The 16232-nt window shown below is 46.0% G+C and carries 13 protein-coding genes; 9 read left to right on the top strand and 4 right to left on the bottom strand.

Annotated elements, in window-relative coordinates:
* Positions 1-13: 13 nt before the first annotated feature.
* The 7 genes from rsfS to PHF32_04760 are packed head-to-tail and all read left to right on the top strand — an operon-like array spanning position 14 to position 7001.
* Positions 14-367 carry a ribosome silencing factor gene (gene rsfS, locus PHF32_04730; protein ID MDD4560031.1) on the top strand — a complete coding sequence of 118 codons (354 nt, stop codon included), beginning with the start codon at positions 14-16 and terminating at the stop codon, positions 365-367.
* Positions 364-2016 (top strand): arginine--tRNA ligase, encoded by a 1653-nt coding sequence (gene argS, locus PHF32_04735; GenBank protein MDD4560032.1) that lies wholly within the window; start codon positions 364-366, stop codon positions 2014-2016. The genes rsfS and argS overlap by 4 nt, the downstream gene beginning before the upstream one ends.
* Before the next feature lie 4 nt (positions 2017-2020).
* Complete coding sequence (rimI, locus tag PHF32_04740; GenBank protein ID MDD4560033.1) at positions 2021-2476, top strand: ribosomal protein S18-alanine N-acetyltransferase; 456 nt, start codon at positions 2021-2023, stop codon at positions 2474-2476.
* Positions 2473-4074: an L-aspartate oxidase gene (nadB, locus tag PHF32_04745; protein ID MDD4560034.1), complete on the top strand. Its 1602-nt coding sequence runs from the start codon at positions 2473-2475 to the stop codon at positions 4072-4074. The genes rimI and nadB overlap by 4 nt, the downstream gene beginning before the upstream one ends.
* A 9-nt stretch (positions 4075-4083) precedes the next feature.
* The gene (gene tmk, locus PHF32_04750) at positions 4084-4710 is read left to right on the top strand and encodes a dTMP kinase (GenBank protein ID MDD4560035.1); all 627 of its coding nucleotides are present in this window, start codon (positions 4084-4086) and stop codon (positions 4708-4710) included.
* Positions 4707-6299, top strand: coding sequence for a S41 family peptidase (locus PHF32_04755; GenBank protein ID MDD4560036.1), 1593 nt, complete (start codon positions 4707-4709; stop codon positions 6297-6299). Before tmk ends, PHF32_04755 begins: the two co-directional genes overlap by 4 nt.
* Before the next feature lie 3 nt (positions 6300-6302).
* Positions 6303-7001: a response regulator gene (locus PHF32_04760; GenBank protein ID MDD4560037.1), complete on the top strand. Its 699-nt coding sequence runs from the start codon at positions 6303-6305 to the stop codon at positions 6999-7001.
* A 53-nt stretch (positions 7002-7054) separates the two neighbouring features.
* Here the strand turns inward: PHF32_04760 and PHF32_04765 are convergent, their stop codons facing one another.
* Together PHF32_04765 and PHF32_04770 are read right to left on the bottom strand one after the other, a co-directional pair.
* Positions 7055-8146, bottom strand: coding sequence for an alanine racemase (locus PHF32_04765; GenBank protein ID MDD4560038.1), 1092 nt, complete (start codon positions 8144-8146; stop codon positions 7055-7057).
* On the bottom strand, positions 8146-8595 hold the full coding sequence (locus PHF32_04770; protein ID MDD4560039.1) for a GNAT family N-acetyltransferase: 450 nt from the start codon (positions 8593-8595) through the stop codon (positions 8146-8148). The genes PHF32_04765 and PHF32_04770 overlap by 1 nt, the downstream gene beginning before the upstream one ends.
* A 921-nt stretch (positions 8596-9516) precedes the next feature.
* On the opposite strand from PHF32_04770, the gene PHF32_04775 reads away from it, so the two are divergent.
* Both PHF32_04775 and PHF32_04780 read left to right on the top strand, forming a co-directional pair.
* Positions 9517-10578: a cobalamin-dependent protein gene (locus PHF32_04775; GenBank protein MDD4560040.1), complete on the top strand. Its 1062-nt coding sequence runs from the start codon at positions 9517-9519 to the stop codon at positions 10576-10578.
* The gene (locus PHF32_04780; GenBank protein MDD4560041.1) at positions 10575-11516 is read left to right on the top strand and encodes a HAMP domain-containing sensor histidine kinase; all 942 of its coding nucleotides are present in this window, start codon (positions 10575-10577) and stop codon (positions 11514-11516) included. Before PHF32_04775 ends, PHF32_04780 begins: the two co-directional genes overlap by 4 nt.
* A 347-nt stretch (positions 11517-11863) precedes the next feature.
* On the opposite strand, the gene PHF32_04785 is transcribed toward PHF32_04780, so the two are convergent.
* Together PHF32_04785 and PHF32_04790 are read right to left on the bottom strand one after the other, a co-directional pair.
* Positions 11864-13534, bottom strand: coding sequence for a T9SS type A sorting domain-containing protein (locus PHF32_04785; protein ID MDD4560042.1), 1671 nt, complete (start codon positions 13532-13534; stop codon positions 11864-11866).
* Positions 13535-13691: 157 nt separating this feature from the next.
* Positions 13692-15335: a sugar transferase gene (locus PHF32_04790; protein ID MDD4560043.1), complete on the bottom strand. Its 1644-nt coding sequence runs from the start codon at positions 15333-15335 to the stop codon at positions 13692-13694.
* Between the last annotated feature and the right edge of the window lie 897 nt (positions 15336-16232).

Genomic DNA, 16232 nt, shown 5'->3' on the forward strand with positions numbered 1-16232 from the left:
ATTGGAGGAGATATTGCAGGACAATATCAAAATTGAGGCCATTCTGGAATGGCTGACGGCTAAAAAAGCCGAGAATATCCGCGTTTACGAAGTGCAAGGTAAGACCGATTATACTGATGTGATCGTGGTGTGCGAGGGAAGTGCGGATCTGCACAATAAAGCCATAGCCACACATCTGATCGATATGGCCAAAGAGAATCATCTGAAAGTACTTAGTAAAGAAGGTATAGATTCTGCCCAATGGATCCTGATTGATATCGGAGACGTGGTAGTGCACATATTTCTACCTCAGACCCGAGATTATTATAAGATTGATGAACTATTCGATAAAGTGCGAAACCGTAACCCCGAAGAGGAAATACAATGATCAAGGACATTATTCACGATCATCTGACCGGTTGCCTGCAAAAAATGGGTATCTCTCATGAGAAAGAGTTTACTGTAGAGATACCGAACAACACCGAGCACGGAGATTACTCCTCGAACTGTGCCATGGTGCTGGCCAAGGAAAACAAGAAATCTCCCAAAAGTCTGGCTGAAAGCATCATCAAAGAACTGAAGAAGAACAAGAACTACAAAAAGATCGAGATTGCCGGACCCGGCTTCATCAATTTCTATCTGGCACCAAGCTTCTTCCAAAAGATCTTCTGGGACATCCGTGAAGCCGGCGAAAACTATGCTGATGCAGATTTCGGCCAAGGTGAAAAAGTCTTGCTGGAATTTGTAAGTGCAAATCCCACGGGTCCGCTGAATATCGTAAATGCCCGTGCTGCAGCTTTTGGAGATACGCTTTACCGTGTCATGAAAAAAGTGGGATACCTCCCTTCCCGGGAATTCTATGTGAATGATGCTGGTAATCAAGTGGATATTCTGGCAGAATCGCTGGAATTGCGTTTGCGTGAACTGCATGGAGAAAACATAGGTGAATTCCCTTATGAAGCCTATCACGGAGACTATGTAGTGCATCTGGCTCAAAAGCTGAACGCTACCGAGGGCGTGCGCATCTTTATGATGACAGAAAAGGATCGTATGGATCATCTGAAGGAATATGCCTTAAATGAACTCTTGGAAATGCAACGGCTCTCTCTTGAGCGCTTCGATGTAACCTTTGAGGGCTGGGTATCCGAGAAGACACTAAGGGCCGAAGGTGTGGTGGAAGAAGTGCTTTCCTACCTAACCGAAGCCGATTGTACATACGAGAAAGACGATGCCATCTGGTTTGCTTCCACCAAATTCGGAGATGACAAAGACAGAGTATTGATGAAGTCAGACGGGTCTATTACCTATTTTGTACCCGATTTGGCATATCATCTCACAAAGATCCAACGTGGATTTGATACTCTGATCGATGTACTGGGACCGGATCACCACGGTTACGTACCCAGAATTAAAGCCGCTTTCCAAGCCTTGGGTTACGACGATAAGATACTGGAAATCATCTTCCTGCAGCAGGTAAACCTATTCGAAAGCGGTGAGCGCGTAAAGATGAGTAAACGCGCTGGAAAGATCATCAGCATGGACGATCTTATAAACGTGGTAGGAAAAGACTCCGCACGCTATTTCTTCATAGCCAGAAAGGCCAATGCGCACTTAAATTTCGACTTGGAACTGGCCATGCAACAAAACAACGAAAATCCCGTGTACTATTGCCAATACGCTCATGCCCGCATCTGCAGCATCATCAAAAAGGCAAAGAAAGATAAGATATGGCCCAAGAACTTTAAACAAGAGCTGCTCTCGAAGCTAAATAAAACTGAGGAACTGGCGATCATCCAGAAACTGAGTGACCTACCGGAATTGCTTACTCTTATCGCCATTCACAGAGAGCCACATCGCCTGGCCACATATATCGAAGAACTAGCTGCAATGATTCATAAGTATTACGCTCGCTATCAGATCGTGAGCACCAAGAGCAAAGAACTATCCCAAGCCAGACTGATGCTTTTGGATACTACCAAACAAGTGATGGCAATAGTCTTCAACCTGATGGGAATCTCCGCTCCGGAAAAGATGTAAAATAATGAAGCGCGTAATGCGTGATATGAAAAAAGAAGATCTGGATGCGGTGGTCGGGATCGAAAGTCGTGCTTTCACCGATCCCTGGCCTAAACAGGCTTTTGAAGATATCATTTCCATGCGGTCTTGGGTACTGGAAGTGGATGATAGCCTGTGTGGATACATCCTTTACCACAAAGTCCTGGATGAAGCAATGGTACTGAACTTTGCCATCGATCCTTGCTTACAGGGGTTAGGATATGGTGATTACCTGCTCAAACACAGCCTTGACAAATTGGCAGCAGAAGGTTGCTGCCATTTCTATCTGGATGTGCGTAAAAGCAACCAAATCGCGCTGAAGCTTTATACCAAACACGGTTTCCTAGCTTTGGGCACACGAAAACAATATTATGACCATCCCGCGGAAGACGCCATTGTTATGGGCATGAAACTTCCCGAAATCTCACGGGAGAATATATGACATACGAATATGATTATCTGGTACTGGGCAGCGGCATAGCCGGCCTGGTATTTGCTCTACAAGCATCAAATAAAGGGAAAGTAGCCATCGTAAGCAAAAAAGGCCTCTACGATTGCAATACAGATTATGCCCAGGGAGGCATCGCAGCCGTATTGGATGCCACCGATTCATTTGCCGAACACATTGAAGATACATTCACCGCAGGGGCTGAACTGGGAAAAAAACAAGTGATCCGTCAGATCATCGAGCAAGGCCCAAAGCTGATCCAATATCTCATCGATTTAGGTACAGATTTTACTCGAATAGACGATACCTACGACCGGAGGCTGGAAAACCTCTCCCTCACCATGGAAGGAGGCCATACTCACCGCCGGGTAGCCTACGCTGCAGATAGCACGGGGCATCAGATCATGCAAGCCCTCATCTCTCAATGCCGTCAAAATGCCTCCATCGACATCTATGAAAACCGCATTGCCATAGACCTGATAACCCAGCATCACGTTACAAACGACGATGGCTTCATTCCTGGAATTTCCTGCTGGGGAGCCTATGTGCTGGATTCCTCGAACAACCAAGTGGACATCTTCAAAGCCCGTAAAACGATGCTTGCCACTGGTGGTGCGGCACAAGTATATAACCACAATACCAATCCCGATGTAGCCACTGGAGACGGCATGGCGATGGCGCGCTTGGCAGGTGGACGACTGGCCAACATGGAATTCGTGCAGTTTCATCCCACCGCCTTTTGGAGCTCAGAAGGCGAGACTTTCCTGATCACAGAGGCCCTGCGCGGAGAGGGGGCAATCCTGAAACTAAGTGACGGCAGTCCCTTCATGGAACATTATCATCCGAAGGGTAATCTGGCCCCTCGCGATATTGTGAGTCGTGCCATAGATAGCGAATTAAAACGCCGAGGTGAGAAATTCTGTTGGCTGGATGCGACTGGAATTCCCAAAGAAAAACTTCTGAAGCATTTTCCCTATATTGACAGTCGCTTGCGCGAACGTGGTATTGATTTCAGTCTCCAGCCTATTCCTGTAGCTCCCGCAGCACACTATTTCTGTGGCGGAGTGATCTCTACCATCGACGGAATCACGGATATCCGCAATCTCTTTGCCGCTGGTGAAGTGGCATGTACTGGCTTGCACGGAGCCAATCGTCTAGCCTCAAACTCTCTTTTGGAAGCCTTGGTAGTTGCATACAACGCCGCAAATCACCCCTCGATGGATGATGAGGTACAATTCCCCAAAATACCTTCCTGGCGTTTGATGGGAGATTTCAACGCCAACGAATGGGTTATCATCAGCCACAACCGCGAGATTATCGGCACCATCATGCAAGGATATGTTGGCATTCGCCGCTCCCGGCGCTTATTGAAGTATGCCTTATCACGTTTGGAGAATATCTACAACGAAATTAATAACTTCTATCAACACAATGCCGTGCGCAGGGAAGTAGTGGAAACTAGGAATATGGCGGTGATTGCCATAGCTGTGATCCGCAGCGCACTATCCCGAAAAGAAAGCCGGGGAGCGCATTATCTGATTGATCAACCTCAACGCGACGACCTCCACTATATGCACGACACCATCATCTAAGGAGAGCAGATGCGAGGATTATTCATCACATTCGAGGGCATTGAAGGCAGCGGCAAAAGTACTCAGGTAAAACTGCTGGTAAAATACCTTGAGGAGCTTCATCTACCCTATATTACCACGCGTGAACCAGGGGGAACTCCTATTGCCGAAGCCATCCGCAACATCCTGTTGGATCCCCTCTGTGCAGAGATGCTTCCTGAAACAGAGCTCTTGCTGTACAACGCTTCCCGGGCGCAACATACGGGAGAATTGATCCTACCCGCGCTAGAGGCTGGCAAGATCGTGATCTCAGATCGCTATTATGATAGCACCTATGCGTATCAGGGAGCGGCTCGCAGCCTGGATTACGATGTAATTGATGCTCTAACCGCTTTCGCCACTTTCAATACGGTGCCGGATCTCACTATTTTGCTTGATCTTCCCGCGGAAGTGGGGTTATCCCGCATCGGTAACCGTACACTGGATAGGCTGGAATTAGAAGATCTGTCCTTTCACCAAAAGGTACGCGAGCAATTTTTATTTATTGCCAAAAAACACCCATCCCGTTATATGGTAATCAATGCCCAAAAGGCTCCGGAAGAGATCAACCGGGACATCATTAATCGAATACAAGTTCTGTTAGGAGATAAAGCATGAAGCCAAGACAGCGAAAAGCTCTTATCACGATTGCTGGAGTGTGGATTCTTACCGCCACTCTGCTGCTGATCGCGACCAATGCCTTTGCGCAAAACCGACCCGGTCAGGGTAATGTGTACAACCAATTGCAGGTTTTCGTGGAGGTTTTGCAGAAGCTGAAACAGAATTATGTAACCGATCTCTCCGATGAGGAACTGATGGAAGAAGCGATTAAAGGCATGTTACGCTCCACCGACCCCCACACCACGTATTTTACACGCGATGAATTCCAGGATTTCACTACAAGCACCAAAGGTTCTTTCGGTGGCTTGGGCATCCAGATCGATAAAATCGGCGATTATATTACAGTGGTATCACCCATCGAAGGCACTCCCGCTTACAGAATGGGCATCACTGCCGGCGACAAAATCATCAAAGTAGACGGCGAAAGCATCGTTGGAGTAACCACCGATGAATCCATCAAGAAGATGCGTGGAGATGTCGGTACCACCGTGATCATCACTATCTCACGACCGGGAATTCCCGAACCAATAGACTTTACCATCATCCGTGAAAACATCAAGATCAAGAGTGTGCCCTACAGCTTTAAATTGGACAATGGTGTAGGTTACCTCCGCATCAGCCAGTTCAATGAGAATACTACTTCAGAATTACGTGCTGCTCTAAATGATCTGGAAAACGAAGGAATCCGCGGACTTATCATAGACCTCCGCTTCAATCCCGGCGGTCTGCTGGATCAAGCAGTAGATACTGTGAATGAATTCATTGGTCACAACAAACTCGTGGTGGAAACCCGCGGCCGCACTCGTAACGACGCATTGCATACCAGATACAAAACTAAAGAACGTAACTACCCCATCGTGGTACTGGTCAATGAAGCCTCAGCTTCCGCTTCCGAAATCTTTGCAGGCAGTTTGCAGGATTGGGATAAAGGCTTGGTGATGGGCAAAAACACCTTTGGCAAGGGCAGCGTGCAGCAGCTTTTCCCGCTTAGCAACGGCAATGGCGTGAAAGTAACCACATCTTACTACTACATCAAAAGCGGACGCTGCATCCACAAAATGACCAATGATAAACTGCTTACCGGCAAGGAAGTAAGCGATAGCGAATTGAAACAGGAAGATGAAGATAACCACAGCCAGGTATATTACACCGAAAAAGGCCGTAAGGTCTTCGGCGGTGGAGGTATCAGCCCCGATATCGAAGTGGAAAACGACCTGCTTTCACGCTTTGGAGTAGAGCTACGTCGGAACAATAGCTTCTTCAATTTCGCCGTGGACTATCTGGTGGATCACAATCGTCAGATATCTTTGTCTCCTCAGATAACACCCGCACTGATGGATGAATTCCTCACTTATGTCCGCAGTCAAGACATCAGCTACACGGCTGCGGATCTGGACAGTACCCGCAGCTTTATTGAAAATAGCATTAAAAGCGAACTTGTGCGCAAAGTCCATGGTGACTTGGAAGCCTACAAAATCACCATTTCGCAAGATAATCAATTACAGCAGGCTATAGATCTGTTCGACAAGTATAACACTTTGGAAGAAATGTTTATCTACGCCGAAAGTCAAAAAAAGCAGAGGTAGGGAATGTACACATTCGAAGAAATCAAAGACATGCTCATTTATATTGCCGATGATGACGAGATCAATCTGAAACTGATCAAGACAGTTCTGAATCAGGCTGGCTTCTCAAACATGAAACTCTTCTTCAGTGGCAAGACCATGATGGAAGAGATTACCCATAACCGTCCTGATTTGCTGCTTTTGGACATCATGATGCCCGGCTTCAGCGGTTACGATGTGTTGGAATGCGTCAAACAAGATCCTCAGGTTGCGGATATCCCCATCATTATGATTACCGCTGCCTCCCTGGATGACAATATGGAGCCCCTTGCCCGCAGTTTCGAGCTAGGCGCAATGGATTATATCAGCAAACCGTTTTCTAATCTGGAGCTAATCCAAAGAGTGAAATCCGCTCTACGCATGGAAAAACAACGTCAAGCGCTGGAAAATGCAGCTACTCAGATCCGAAGCCTGCAAAAGCTCTTGCCCATCTGCTCCTATTGCAAAAAGATCAGAGCCGATAAGAACTATTGGCAGGAAGTGGAAGGTTACATCAGCGATCATACAGACACCATGTTCTCTCACTCCATCTGTCCGGATTGCTACGAAACCCATGTAAAACCCCAACTGGACCGCCTAAGAAACGAAAAGAAAAACAAAGAGAATAAAGAAACTACCGAACCCAAAGCGGATATCGACAATGCGGAGAGCAAGGACTCCTAAATCCCATTTTGTATTAGGGCCAGATGATCGCGTTGCAGCGATTGTCCGGCTCTTTAGCTTTTCTCAATTATTACTTTATCTACAAATCTGGAATACATCAGTTTTGCTACTGCCATATACTTCAATCTGAAGCGTATCGTATCCCCTGCTTTATATCCACGGGGATTGTCCCCCAGATCGTACACTGTCAAATCGCTGCTGTTACCGACGAAACTGATGTCGGGATCTTCCGGAATCAGATAATCCGCATCTACATCCAACACTCCAAAATCCAGGATAGCTTTAAAGCTGGACTTGTCTGAAGTAATATCAGAATCACCAGCAATATGTCCCACTGCCGCATCTGTTATCACTCCATCAGGTTGATTCTCTTTTCTGTATAGCTCCACAATCGTAGCTTCGAAGGTAAAGGCTCCAGTATTCAAACCCAAAATCGGTTTGTTATCCAAGGGAGAAGTACCCAAAAAGGCCGCTTCTCCTATCCGGAAATGGTTGATTCCCTCCGGCACTTTGCCTTTATCCAGAATGGGCATCGTGATACTGCTGGCTCCGCTTACCAGTTCCATCGCACGGTTGAATTTTGCTTCTATCAACTGATCATACAGTACCAATTGGATCAGTTTATCATAAGTGGGTTGAATGCCATACATGCAACCCAAGTTTGTCCCGATACCGATCACTTGGATATTGGGCAGCTTGAAGATTTTCTTGTAAAAAGGTATCAGACCTTCACGCTTGATCCCTTCGCGCAATTCTCCCATTTCAATCATCACAATCACGCTGTGAGTCTTATTCTGCTTTACAGCCTCATCGCTTAAAGCTTTGATGGTGCTGAAAGTAGTATTAAAAGAGATGTCTGCATACTTTACTATATAGCTTACATTCTTTGGTGATGGCGGCTTGATATACATGGTTCGAAGGTTTGGATTCAATTCTTTTACCATGCGCAAACCCTTCCATTGAGATACAGCGACCGAATGAGTGCCCAATATCGCTTCATGCTGTAGTAAACGCGTCAAAACAGCTTTATCGGTTCCCAATACCTTCACTACCAGAGTCCATTCTTTACCATGTTTACGCATGAAGGCGGTGATGGTTTCGATGTTCTCGGTCAAGCGATCGATATGTACTTTTAAACTAGCCATTATCTGCTCCTCTGCCATCGCATCTCGGCGTATTTTGTGGTGAAGCCCAAGCGTTCATAGAGCCGCTTGGCAGGATTATCGTATTCCACATGCAAGGCTATGTCCCCATCTGCGGTATCAAAAGTCTTCTGTAGTAGCTTTGTACCAATCCCCTGGCCCCTTTGTTCTGCATCTACGGCGATGTAGATGAGATAATACTCTGGGATAAATTCCTGCATACCAGTGTTGTTCATCACCACTGCACCAACCAGTTTATCATCATCAAGGGCAACGATCAGGTATCCTCCTCTGCCGGGATCTGTGCTAAACGCATAGTCGATGGCTTTGGAGATCGCAGATTCAGTATCCCGAAATCTGTCCAAGTGTGTATGCAAGAAATCTATCAAGACAGCTTTGCCAATTCTCTGTTCAAGGATGTCCAGCTTCATTATGGTTTCAATCTTTAGCATGTTTTTTCTCCTTGTATTTTGTGTTTCATCGTTGTCGACAGTCGCCAATGTAACATAATGATACATAGCAGGTTAGGTCGTGTCAAGGCTTTTTTCCCCAGCTTTCACAATTTTAGCTCGAAAAGGTACTGATGCCATAGACAGCTAGGATATCCAGCTATGTGTGATTTTGTGAAGGATGGTTTGGACTTTGGGTAATGCATCCGTGATAAATGGTATAGCACGTGTGATGCATTCCCCCCCAAAAAAAAAGCAGAATATCACATCACATAATCACTCTATATGCTTCAAAGATCTATAGGAAATTTATCTCCTCATATACTATATAGAGGACAGCACTGGGACAAATCCGGTATAGCACCTCTGCATGGGTGTTATCCAGCCTTCCTGCAAGATTCTGGATGAGGTTTTTTGGGCAAAAAAAAAGCTCCTGAGGAGCTAAATATTCTTCTAAGAATTGAAGGTCACTTATTGCAGCGAGAAGTGCGAACATTCGTGAGAAATTATAGTTATTCATCATTCGTTCAATATTCGCAGGAATGCGAGCTTTAGTGAACCGATACCTGCCGCGATTCGCTTTCTCAATGCTCCAAGCTGTGATAAAGCAGTTGTAAAGCCATTATAAAGCAGTGATCACTAGATGATAACCCGATTATATCTGCTTCATATCAAGATAATCCCCAAACAATTAATACGGAAGCGCCGCTTAGAAGCTCTTGGTTTGCAGGAAAAACTACTTCTTTTTTCGGCGGACATCACACCAAGTGCAGCACTAAAGGACTAGGATTTACAAGCTTAGAACTCCTTTGGGAGCTTGTGCGAGCGATATCAATGCCTCTGACCGGTTATCTCACGATTGTGCTTGACATTAGCGCATCAAAGCTATATAATATACATATGAATATGATCGAGGGGGTCGCCATGCAACACCACAACTACATGGAAGCCGCGGAATATATCAAATCTCAGCGCGAGCACATCGCAGAGCGCATTATGCAGGAAGGTGGCATCTATCTGTATCAGGATTACACGGGGTATCAGATCGATAAATGCCGGCAGGATACCCTCTACAACCTGCAGTATCTGGCCGAATCCCTAATGATCGAATCAACCGGTCTATGGGAAAACTACATTATCTGGCTTCGCATCTTACTCTCATCCTTGGGACTGGGTATGCAGGGTCTCTCCGAGCACTTCAGAGTGATGGGCGATGTACTAATCCCTTTGTTGGATCATCCTGCAGCAGAATTTGTAAAACGTTTAACTGGTTCTGCTGCAAAGCTGGTTTTAGATGACGCTCCCGATCTCAGCTTCACGCAGGAAAGCACAGGAGAATATGCCGAACGCTCCAGGCAATATCAAGAGCTTCTTCTCAGTGCTCAGAAGCGCAAAGCCCTGAAATACATCGACCAACTCATCGATGATGGCATCCCTTTCAGAAACATCTATTTGGACATCATTCAACCGGTTCAGCGCGAAATTGGCAACCTGTGGCATCGCAACAAAATCTCTGTGGCACAGGAACATTATTGCACCGGGGTCTCTCAACTTGTGATCGCCCATATGTATCCCAGAATGTTCAACGCATCTCCCTCAAAGTATAAGGTGGTAAGCACATGCGTCCACGGAGAACTTCATGAACTAGGGCTGCGCATGGTCACTGACATCATGGAATTGGACGGATGGGACACCTACTACCTGGGTGCAAACATGCCCAACGACTCCATCCTAAGCATGCTAAAAGCTCAAAAGGCCGATCTCCTGGCAATATCGGTTACATTCCCTCTTAATTTGCACAAGGCAGAGGAGCTCGTTTCCCTGGTTCGCCAGGATAAGGATTTGCAACCGCTGAAAATCATGGTGGGCGGCTATGCCTTCATGCAAGATACAGCGCTGTGGCAAAAGATCAGAGCAGATAGCTTTGCACCCAATGCGGACATCGCTTCCAAAGTGGCATCTTCCCTACTTGAGGGCATCAAATGAACGCTCCGAAACTATTCTTGGAATCCAGTAAACTGGAAGAAATACAGAGCATTCTGATCCAGGCTTTGGCAAAAGCCGGCTTGGAACTGGGAACAGATTATCTCATTCAACCAGTAGATAATGTGCAAGAATACAAAGCCATCGACGATGATAAGCGCTTCTATCTGGATGAGATGGCAAAGCTGAATAACGACCTTACGAACATGCAACGCCAATTGGCAAAAGCAAATGCCGAACTCAGCAGACTGGCAGAGCTGCGCAATCGCTTTGTGGGGATGGCTGCTCACGATCTGCGCAATCCTTTGGGCATCATTAAAAACTTCAGTGAATTCCTGAAGACTGATCTGGTGGGCAGTATCAATGACGATCAAATGGATATAGTAAACACCATCTACAACACTGCCGTCTTCATGCAACGACTGGTAGATGGCATCCTGGATGTCAGCTCTATGCAGAGTGGAAAAGTGGAGTTAAGCAAAAGCCGGAATGAACTGAATTTGATTCTGAAGCAGAACGTAAAACTGAATCAGACCTTAGCCAAACAAAACAACATAAGCATCTTGTATCAGGGCACAGATGAAGACCTTTTCCTGGACATCGATGTGGTGAAGATCCGTCAAGTGCTGAACAACCTGATCGGAAACGCAGTGAAATACAGTCCTGCTAGCAGCACTATCCACTGTAGCCTGTCCCGGAAAGGCAATTTTGCCCATATCTGCGTGAAAGATCAAGGCATCGGCATCCCTATTGAGGAGCAGAAATCTATCTTTGAACCATTCAAACACTTGAATAGAGGTGGAAGCAAAGAAAAATCCGTCGGATTGGGTCTCTTCATTGTAAAAAACATCGTGGAAGCCCATGGCGGTGAAATCTCTCTGAAAAGTGAACCCGGCAAAGGCTCTATCTTCTGCATCAGTTTGCCGATAGATGGTTCTTAGTTCGTAGTTTGGGATGGGGGTCATCTGCTACTTTGTTGATTCATGGTTCGGATAGATAGGTTTTGTCCCACGAACAACGATGAACGCTTAATAAATCCTGGAGGAGTTTTCTTCATTGACGTCTCAGGAGAGGTGCGATAACGAGAAGGTGCCGGAAGCACGAGGTACAAACCCGCAGCTCGATCTTCTCAATCACCAGAAACTAAGCACTAAGAACTTCTGCAAGCGCAGCAAGCATTCAACAGCGAAGGCGAAGCCTGAGCGTTCAACAAACCGAAGGCCAAACCGCCATCATTCTTCATTCATTCCTTCATTATTAATTTGAATGCGAGCGCAGCGAGCATCCCCTACTTCGAGATCACAAAACGAGTCTGCAGTTCAACTGCATCGCCTTCCAGTTTTAGCAGATACACTCCATTACTCAATTGCTTTCCGCTTATGCTAAACTCCGGTAGCAAACGCTGGTTGCTTCCAGCGGGAAACTGTCCCAATACGCCACTCTGTAATAACTGCCCTTTGATATTGTAAACCTTGTAGTTTATTAAAGTTGCTTTTTCTAGATCCAATCTCATATTCGCAGTCGTGCCAAAGGGATTGGGATAGATCAGCACGGAATTGTGATAGACTGGAGTGATGTGCCCGGGATCGTAAGGAACTCCCTGCGTTACCGGCCCATAGAGCTCTTCCTCCCCATTCATAAATGCCGCCACCAACCAATACCATCCGGGTATAGGCGGATTCTCGTGCACATATAGATAAGATTGTGTTTGCGACTCATTGTGAGCCGGGATCAGGCTACTTACGTTGCTCACATTCTCCCACAATGAATCTGCTGAGCATTTCACATAGTAACCCAGCATTCCGCTCTCCGCTGCGCTGGTCCAGGTTACGTGGCACACTCCCTCCGATGCATAAGATATCCCAAAAGCCGTGATACTGACTGGAAGTGTAGCCCCACCTGCCAAAGTGATCGTGATGTTTCCCTTGCCAATAGCCGTTATCTCGAAACTGCTGCTCCCTGCTCCAGTACTGCTGTTCGTGATGCTTGCACCTTCCACAGTACAGTCGCTTGACGTAAAACCTGGATGCTCAATAGTGTAAGCTCCCAAAAGTCCATTTGTGCCTTGTTCACTGATCTTATAGCTATATCCAGTAGAGATAGCTTCCACTTCTGCGGTATAATGATGCTGTCCTGCCTGGTTCGGATCAATAGTAACACTGTGATAAACTTGCCCCCCATCAGGACTCAATCTCATGACCACCGGCTCACCACTTAGGGAGCTATTTCCCGTGCTGTTGCTATTCTCTGCAAGCGTGCGCACATTCAGCCAATTAGTGAATTCAGAATTTGAAGTATTTCCCTTTACTCTTACTGTGTAATTGGTATTGGAAGAAAGATCTTCTATCCTTATTACCGTAGTGCTTGTGCTCGTGGTCTCATTTGGATGATTCAAAGTGTATTGAAGATCATCAATAAGGACTGCTGAACCTTTACCGTTGAATCGGTTTATCTTAAAGTAATGAACATCCGAGCTTTCGATAGTATAGCTGTGTTCCTTGTAATCAATAGTAATATCATGATTGTTATCGTCGCAAATCAAATAAGCAATATCAGTCCAAACCTCAGAATCAGATGAAACTTGAATTTTTACTTCGGCTTTAGTGTTTTCTGCCGCCAATCGGGAAAAGAAGGATATCTCTTTGATACTCTCCAAATAGGGACTACGTATGTAACTATCTAGCCCTAAAGCCATATACCTAGACATTGAATGCGCATATGTTTTACTAATGTTATAATTAGCATTATCATATCTCCACTCCGAAGGTAGATCATCATTGAAATCAAAGTAATAACCCTCAGCAAGTTCCACCTCATATCCCGTTGCTCCAGCTACTTCATCCCACATCAAGGTAAAGTCATCCGCTGCTATAGCAGTAGCGCACACATTCTGTGGTGAAACTTGTGCATATCCAAAGCTAATAGAAAGAAATCCCAGAACCATGATAAGCCATCTCATGATATCATCCTTTTGTATCAGATTCAAATCTCAATGTTATTATATTACTCATTCTCTTATTCGCGAAGCTCTTGTCGATTCTCATTTGGCGTAGCACCCATTCCGCGAGATCTGCGTAATCTGCGTGAGGTCTATCTATTAGACTACCAATTCTCATTTAGTTCGATCTTGCCCTCTTTACCAGTATATTCCACACACCCTTCCAGAAGTACTTCCAGTCTGTCGCCAGTGGCTTTTCAAGCTTTTGCATCAGGTAGCGGCGTTCAGACTCCACTATCTCATCGAAGGTACCGGGCATATCAGCATAGAAGGGTGGTAGCAGCCCCGGTTTAACCTTAAGCCTTAGCTCTTGCATATCAGGTGGGTAGAGGCTAAAGTAATGCTCACTAAGCGCTCGCACTCCCACCAGAGATAGCTCTCCAGCAAAGAAATTCAGGAACTGCGGTAGTTCATCTATCCACAGCTTGCGCATGATCTTACCCCAGGATGTCACCCGGAAATCGTCCTTGAATTTACCGCCTTCCTGCAGATTGTTCGTTGCATGCACATATGCTTGCAGATACTCGCTATAGGGGTGCATTGTGCGAAATTTCTTTACATATATCGTATTCCCGTTCAACCCCTTACGCTTCAGGCGGATCAAAGGTCCGTAGGTGGGATTTGTGTCTTCCTTGGGCTCTCGGCTTTTTCGCAGGATAAAGTGCATCATGCCACCAATTTCGCGCTTGTGAATCAGGTCAAATCCGCAAAAATAGAGGCGCCCCATAATCTCCGTCTCCGATAACGCGCGGTTGTGCCCCTTGGTCAATGCGAAATACCAGCCTTGCAAGACCGGCAGCTTCGGCATCACACGTCTGAAGAGGAAATCCAGGAAGTATAACACTCTGCCCAGATATGGTGTGAATCGCTGGTAATAGTCGTGCTTTCGCTCGGTGATGGTCTGTCCTTTGCAGATGAATACTCCACCCGGTGCCAGCATTTGATTCACCCGGATGAAATAAGCGTTCAAGCGCCGAAAATCGTTGATCTTGTGCAAATTTATGAATAGATGACGGCTGCTCTCCGGTTCATTTTGGATATTGAAGAGAGTTTCGCTATCCAGCACCAAAGTCTTTGCCCGGCTGAAGCGGCTGATATCCACAAAGTCATTAATGAAGCTCAGTAACTCATTATTCTCGCCCAGATAGTCCTTGAATAGTGCCACCATGATGCTGTCCTCGGGAATGGCGGTGGCAAAGGGCGGGATATAAGCTTCACTGGAGATCGTCGGGATCTGTAGCTGCTCTTCCAGGTAGAACTTCGGGCTTTGCAAGTTTTCCATCTCTTTGGAGCGGGTAAGCAGCCTGGTGGAGGCAAAAGCGCTATTTTCTTTGCGAAAGCGGAATGCGTAGTACAATCCGATAAAGATAAAGAGCTCGATCGCCCCCACAGTGAGGATGGTGCCCAATACGATGTATCTGGAATAGTGAAATTTGCCGAATATGTACATCAGGATCAAGATACCCAAAATGGCTACGGTATTGCACTTGAACATACGCCTCAGCAGTTCAGCGCCGTTGTCGATGGTCTTCAGCGAGTATTTCAAGCCCCACACGCCAGAACCTATCCAGATGATGGTAAAGGGGATCAGCGAACGCCAGTAATTTGCGATAATCACTCGAGTCCCATTGCGCATCTTTGCGACAAATAGAAAGGAAAACAGCACAATGAGGATGTCCAATAAGAAAAAACCCCATTTCCCAAGCTTATCTTTCTCCCATTTACTCCCCAAAGCTAAAAACCTACCTCTCAAAACGCACATAATCACCTACCTGCGGTTTCAAAAACCTACCCAAATAAAGATTCGGCTATAAAGCCACAAAAAATCCATTTTAACAAATGCATTCCTTTCCCAATAACATCCTTTCTGTATATAAACTTACATATTGCGGGATAAATAAAAGCTCACAGAAGAATTGTCAACCACTTTTTTGAATGTCTGTTCTTCCTTAGTTCGTATTTTTTTGGTTACTTAGTGCTGCGGTGCTGCGTGTGGGTTCGATACGTCGCCTTCACCCCAAACCTTCGCTCGCTCAGCTTTGATGACCCCAATCGTATCGATAGCGGCCGGAGGTCGCCTCAAATGAAGAATGGAGAAATGAATGATGATTAATGACAGTGCTTCGCACCGGTTGAATGCTTCACTGCGTTCCGCGGTTGAACGTTCCGCTTCGCTTCACTGTTGAACAGCGCTGCGCGCCTGTTTATCGGCCTTCGGCCTGTTGAATGCACAGGCTACGCCTTCGCGGTTGAAAGACTAAGTGATAATCTGTGATAATCTGTGTCAATCTGTGGACAGAAGCAAAACGGCAAGATGCCGTTTCCACATTGTTGCTGGTTTCCTGGATAAATTCCGGTTATTTATCCCCAAAATCGGGTTAATCTGTTACATCAGTCAGATCTGCGTTCTATTGCCCAATCTGCGTTAAATCCGCGTAATCTGCGTAATCTGCGTGCTATTGTACCTCGTGCCTCTGGCCCGTTCTTGTAACCTCGTGCCCCTGGCGCGTCCAAATCTGCGTTAATCTGTGTAATCTGCGTGCTAACCCTTCAATCCCACCGCATCCGTACAACTATCCGATCCACCATTCTGCCGTGTTTCAACTTCCTACCCAGATCCTTTATGCCACTTATCTTTATCTTCGGATTTATCTTCCGG

It is taken from the genome of Candidatus Cloacimonadota bacterium (genome assembly GCA_028706475.1).
Lineage (GTDB): Bacteria > Cloacimonadota > Cloacimonadia > Cloacimonadales > Cloacimonadaceae > UBA5456.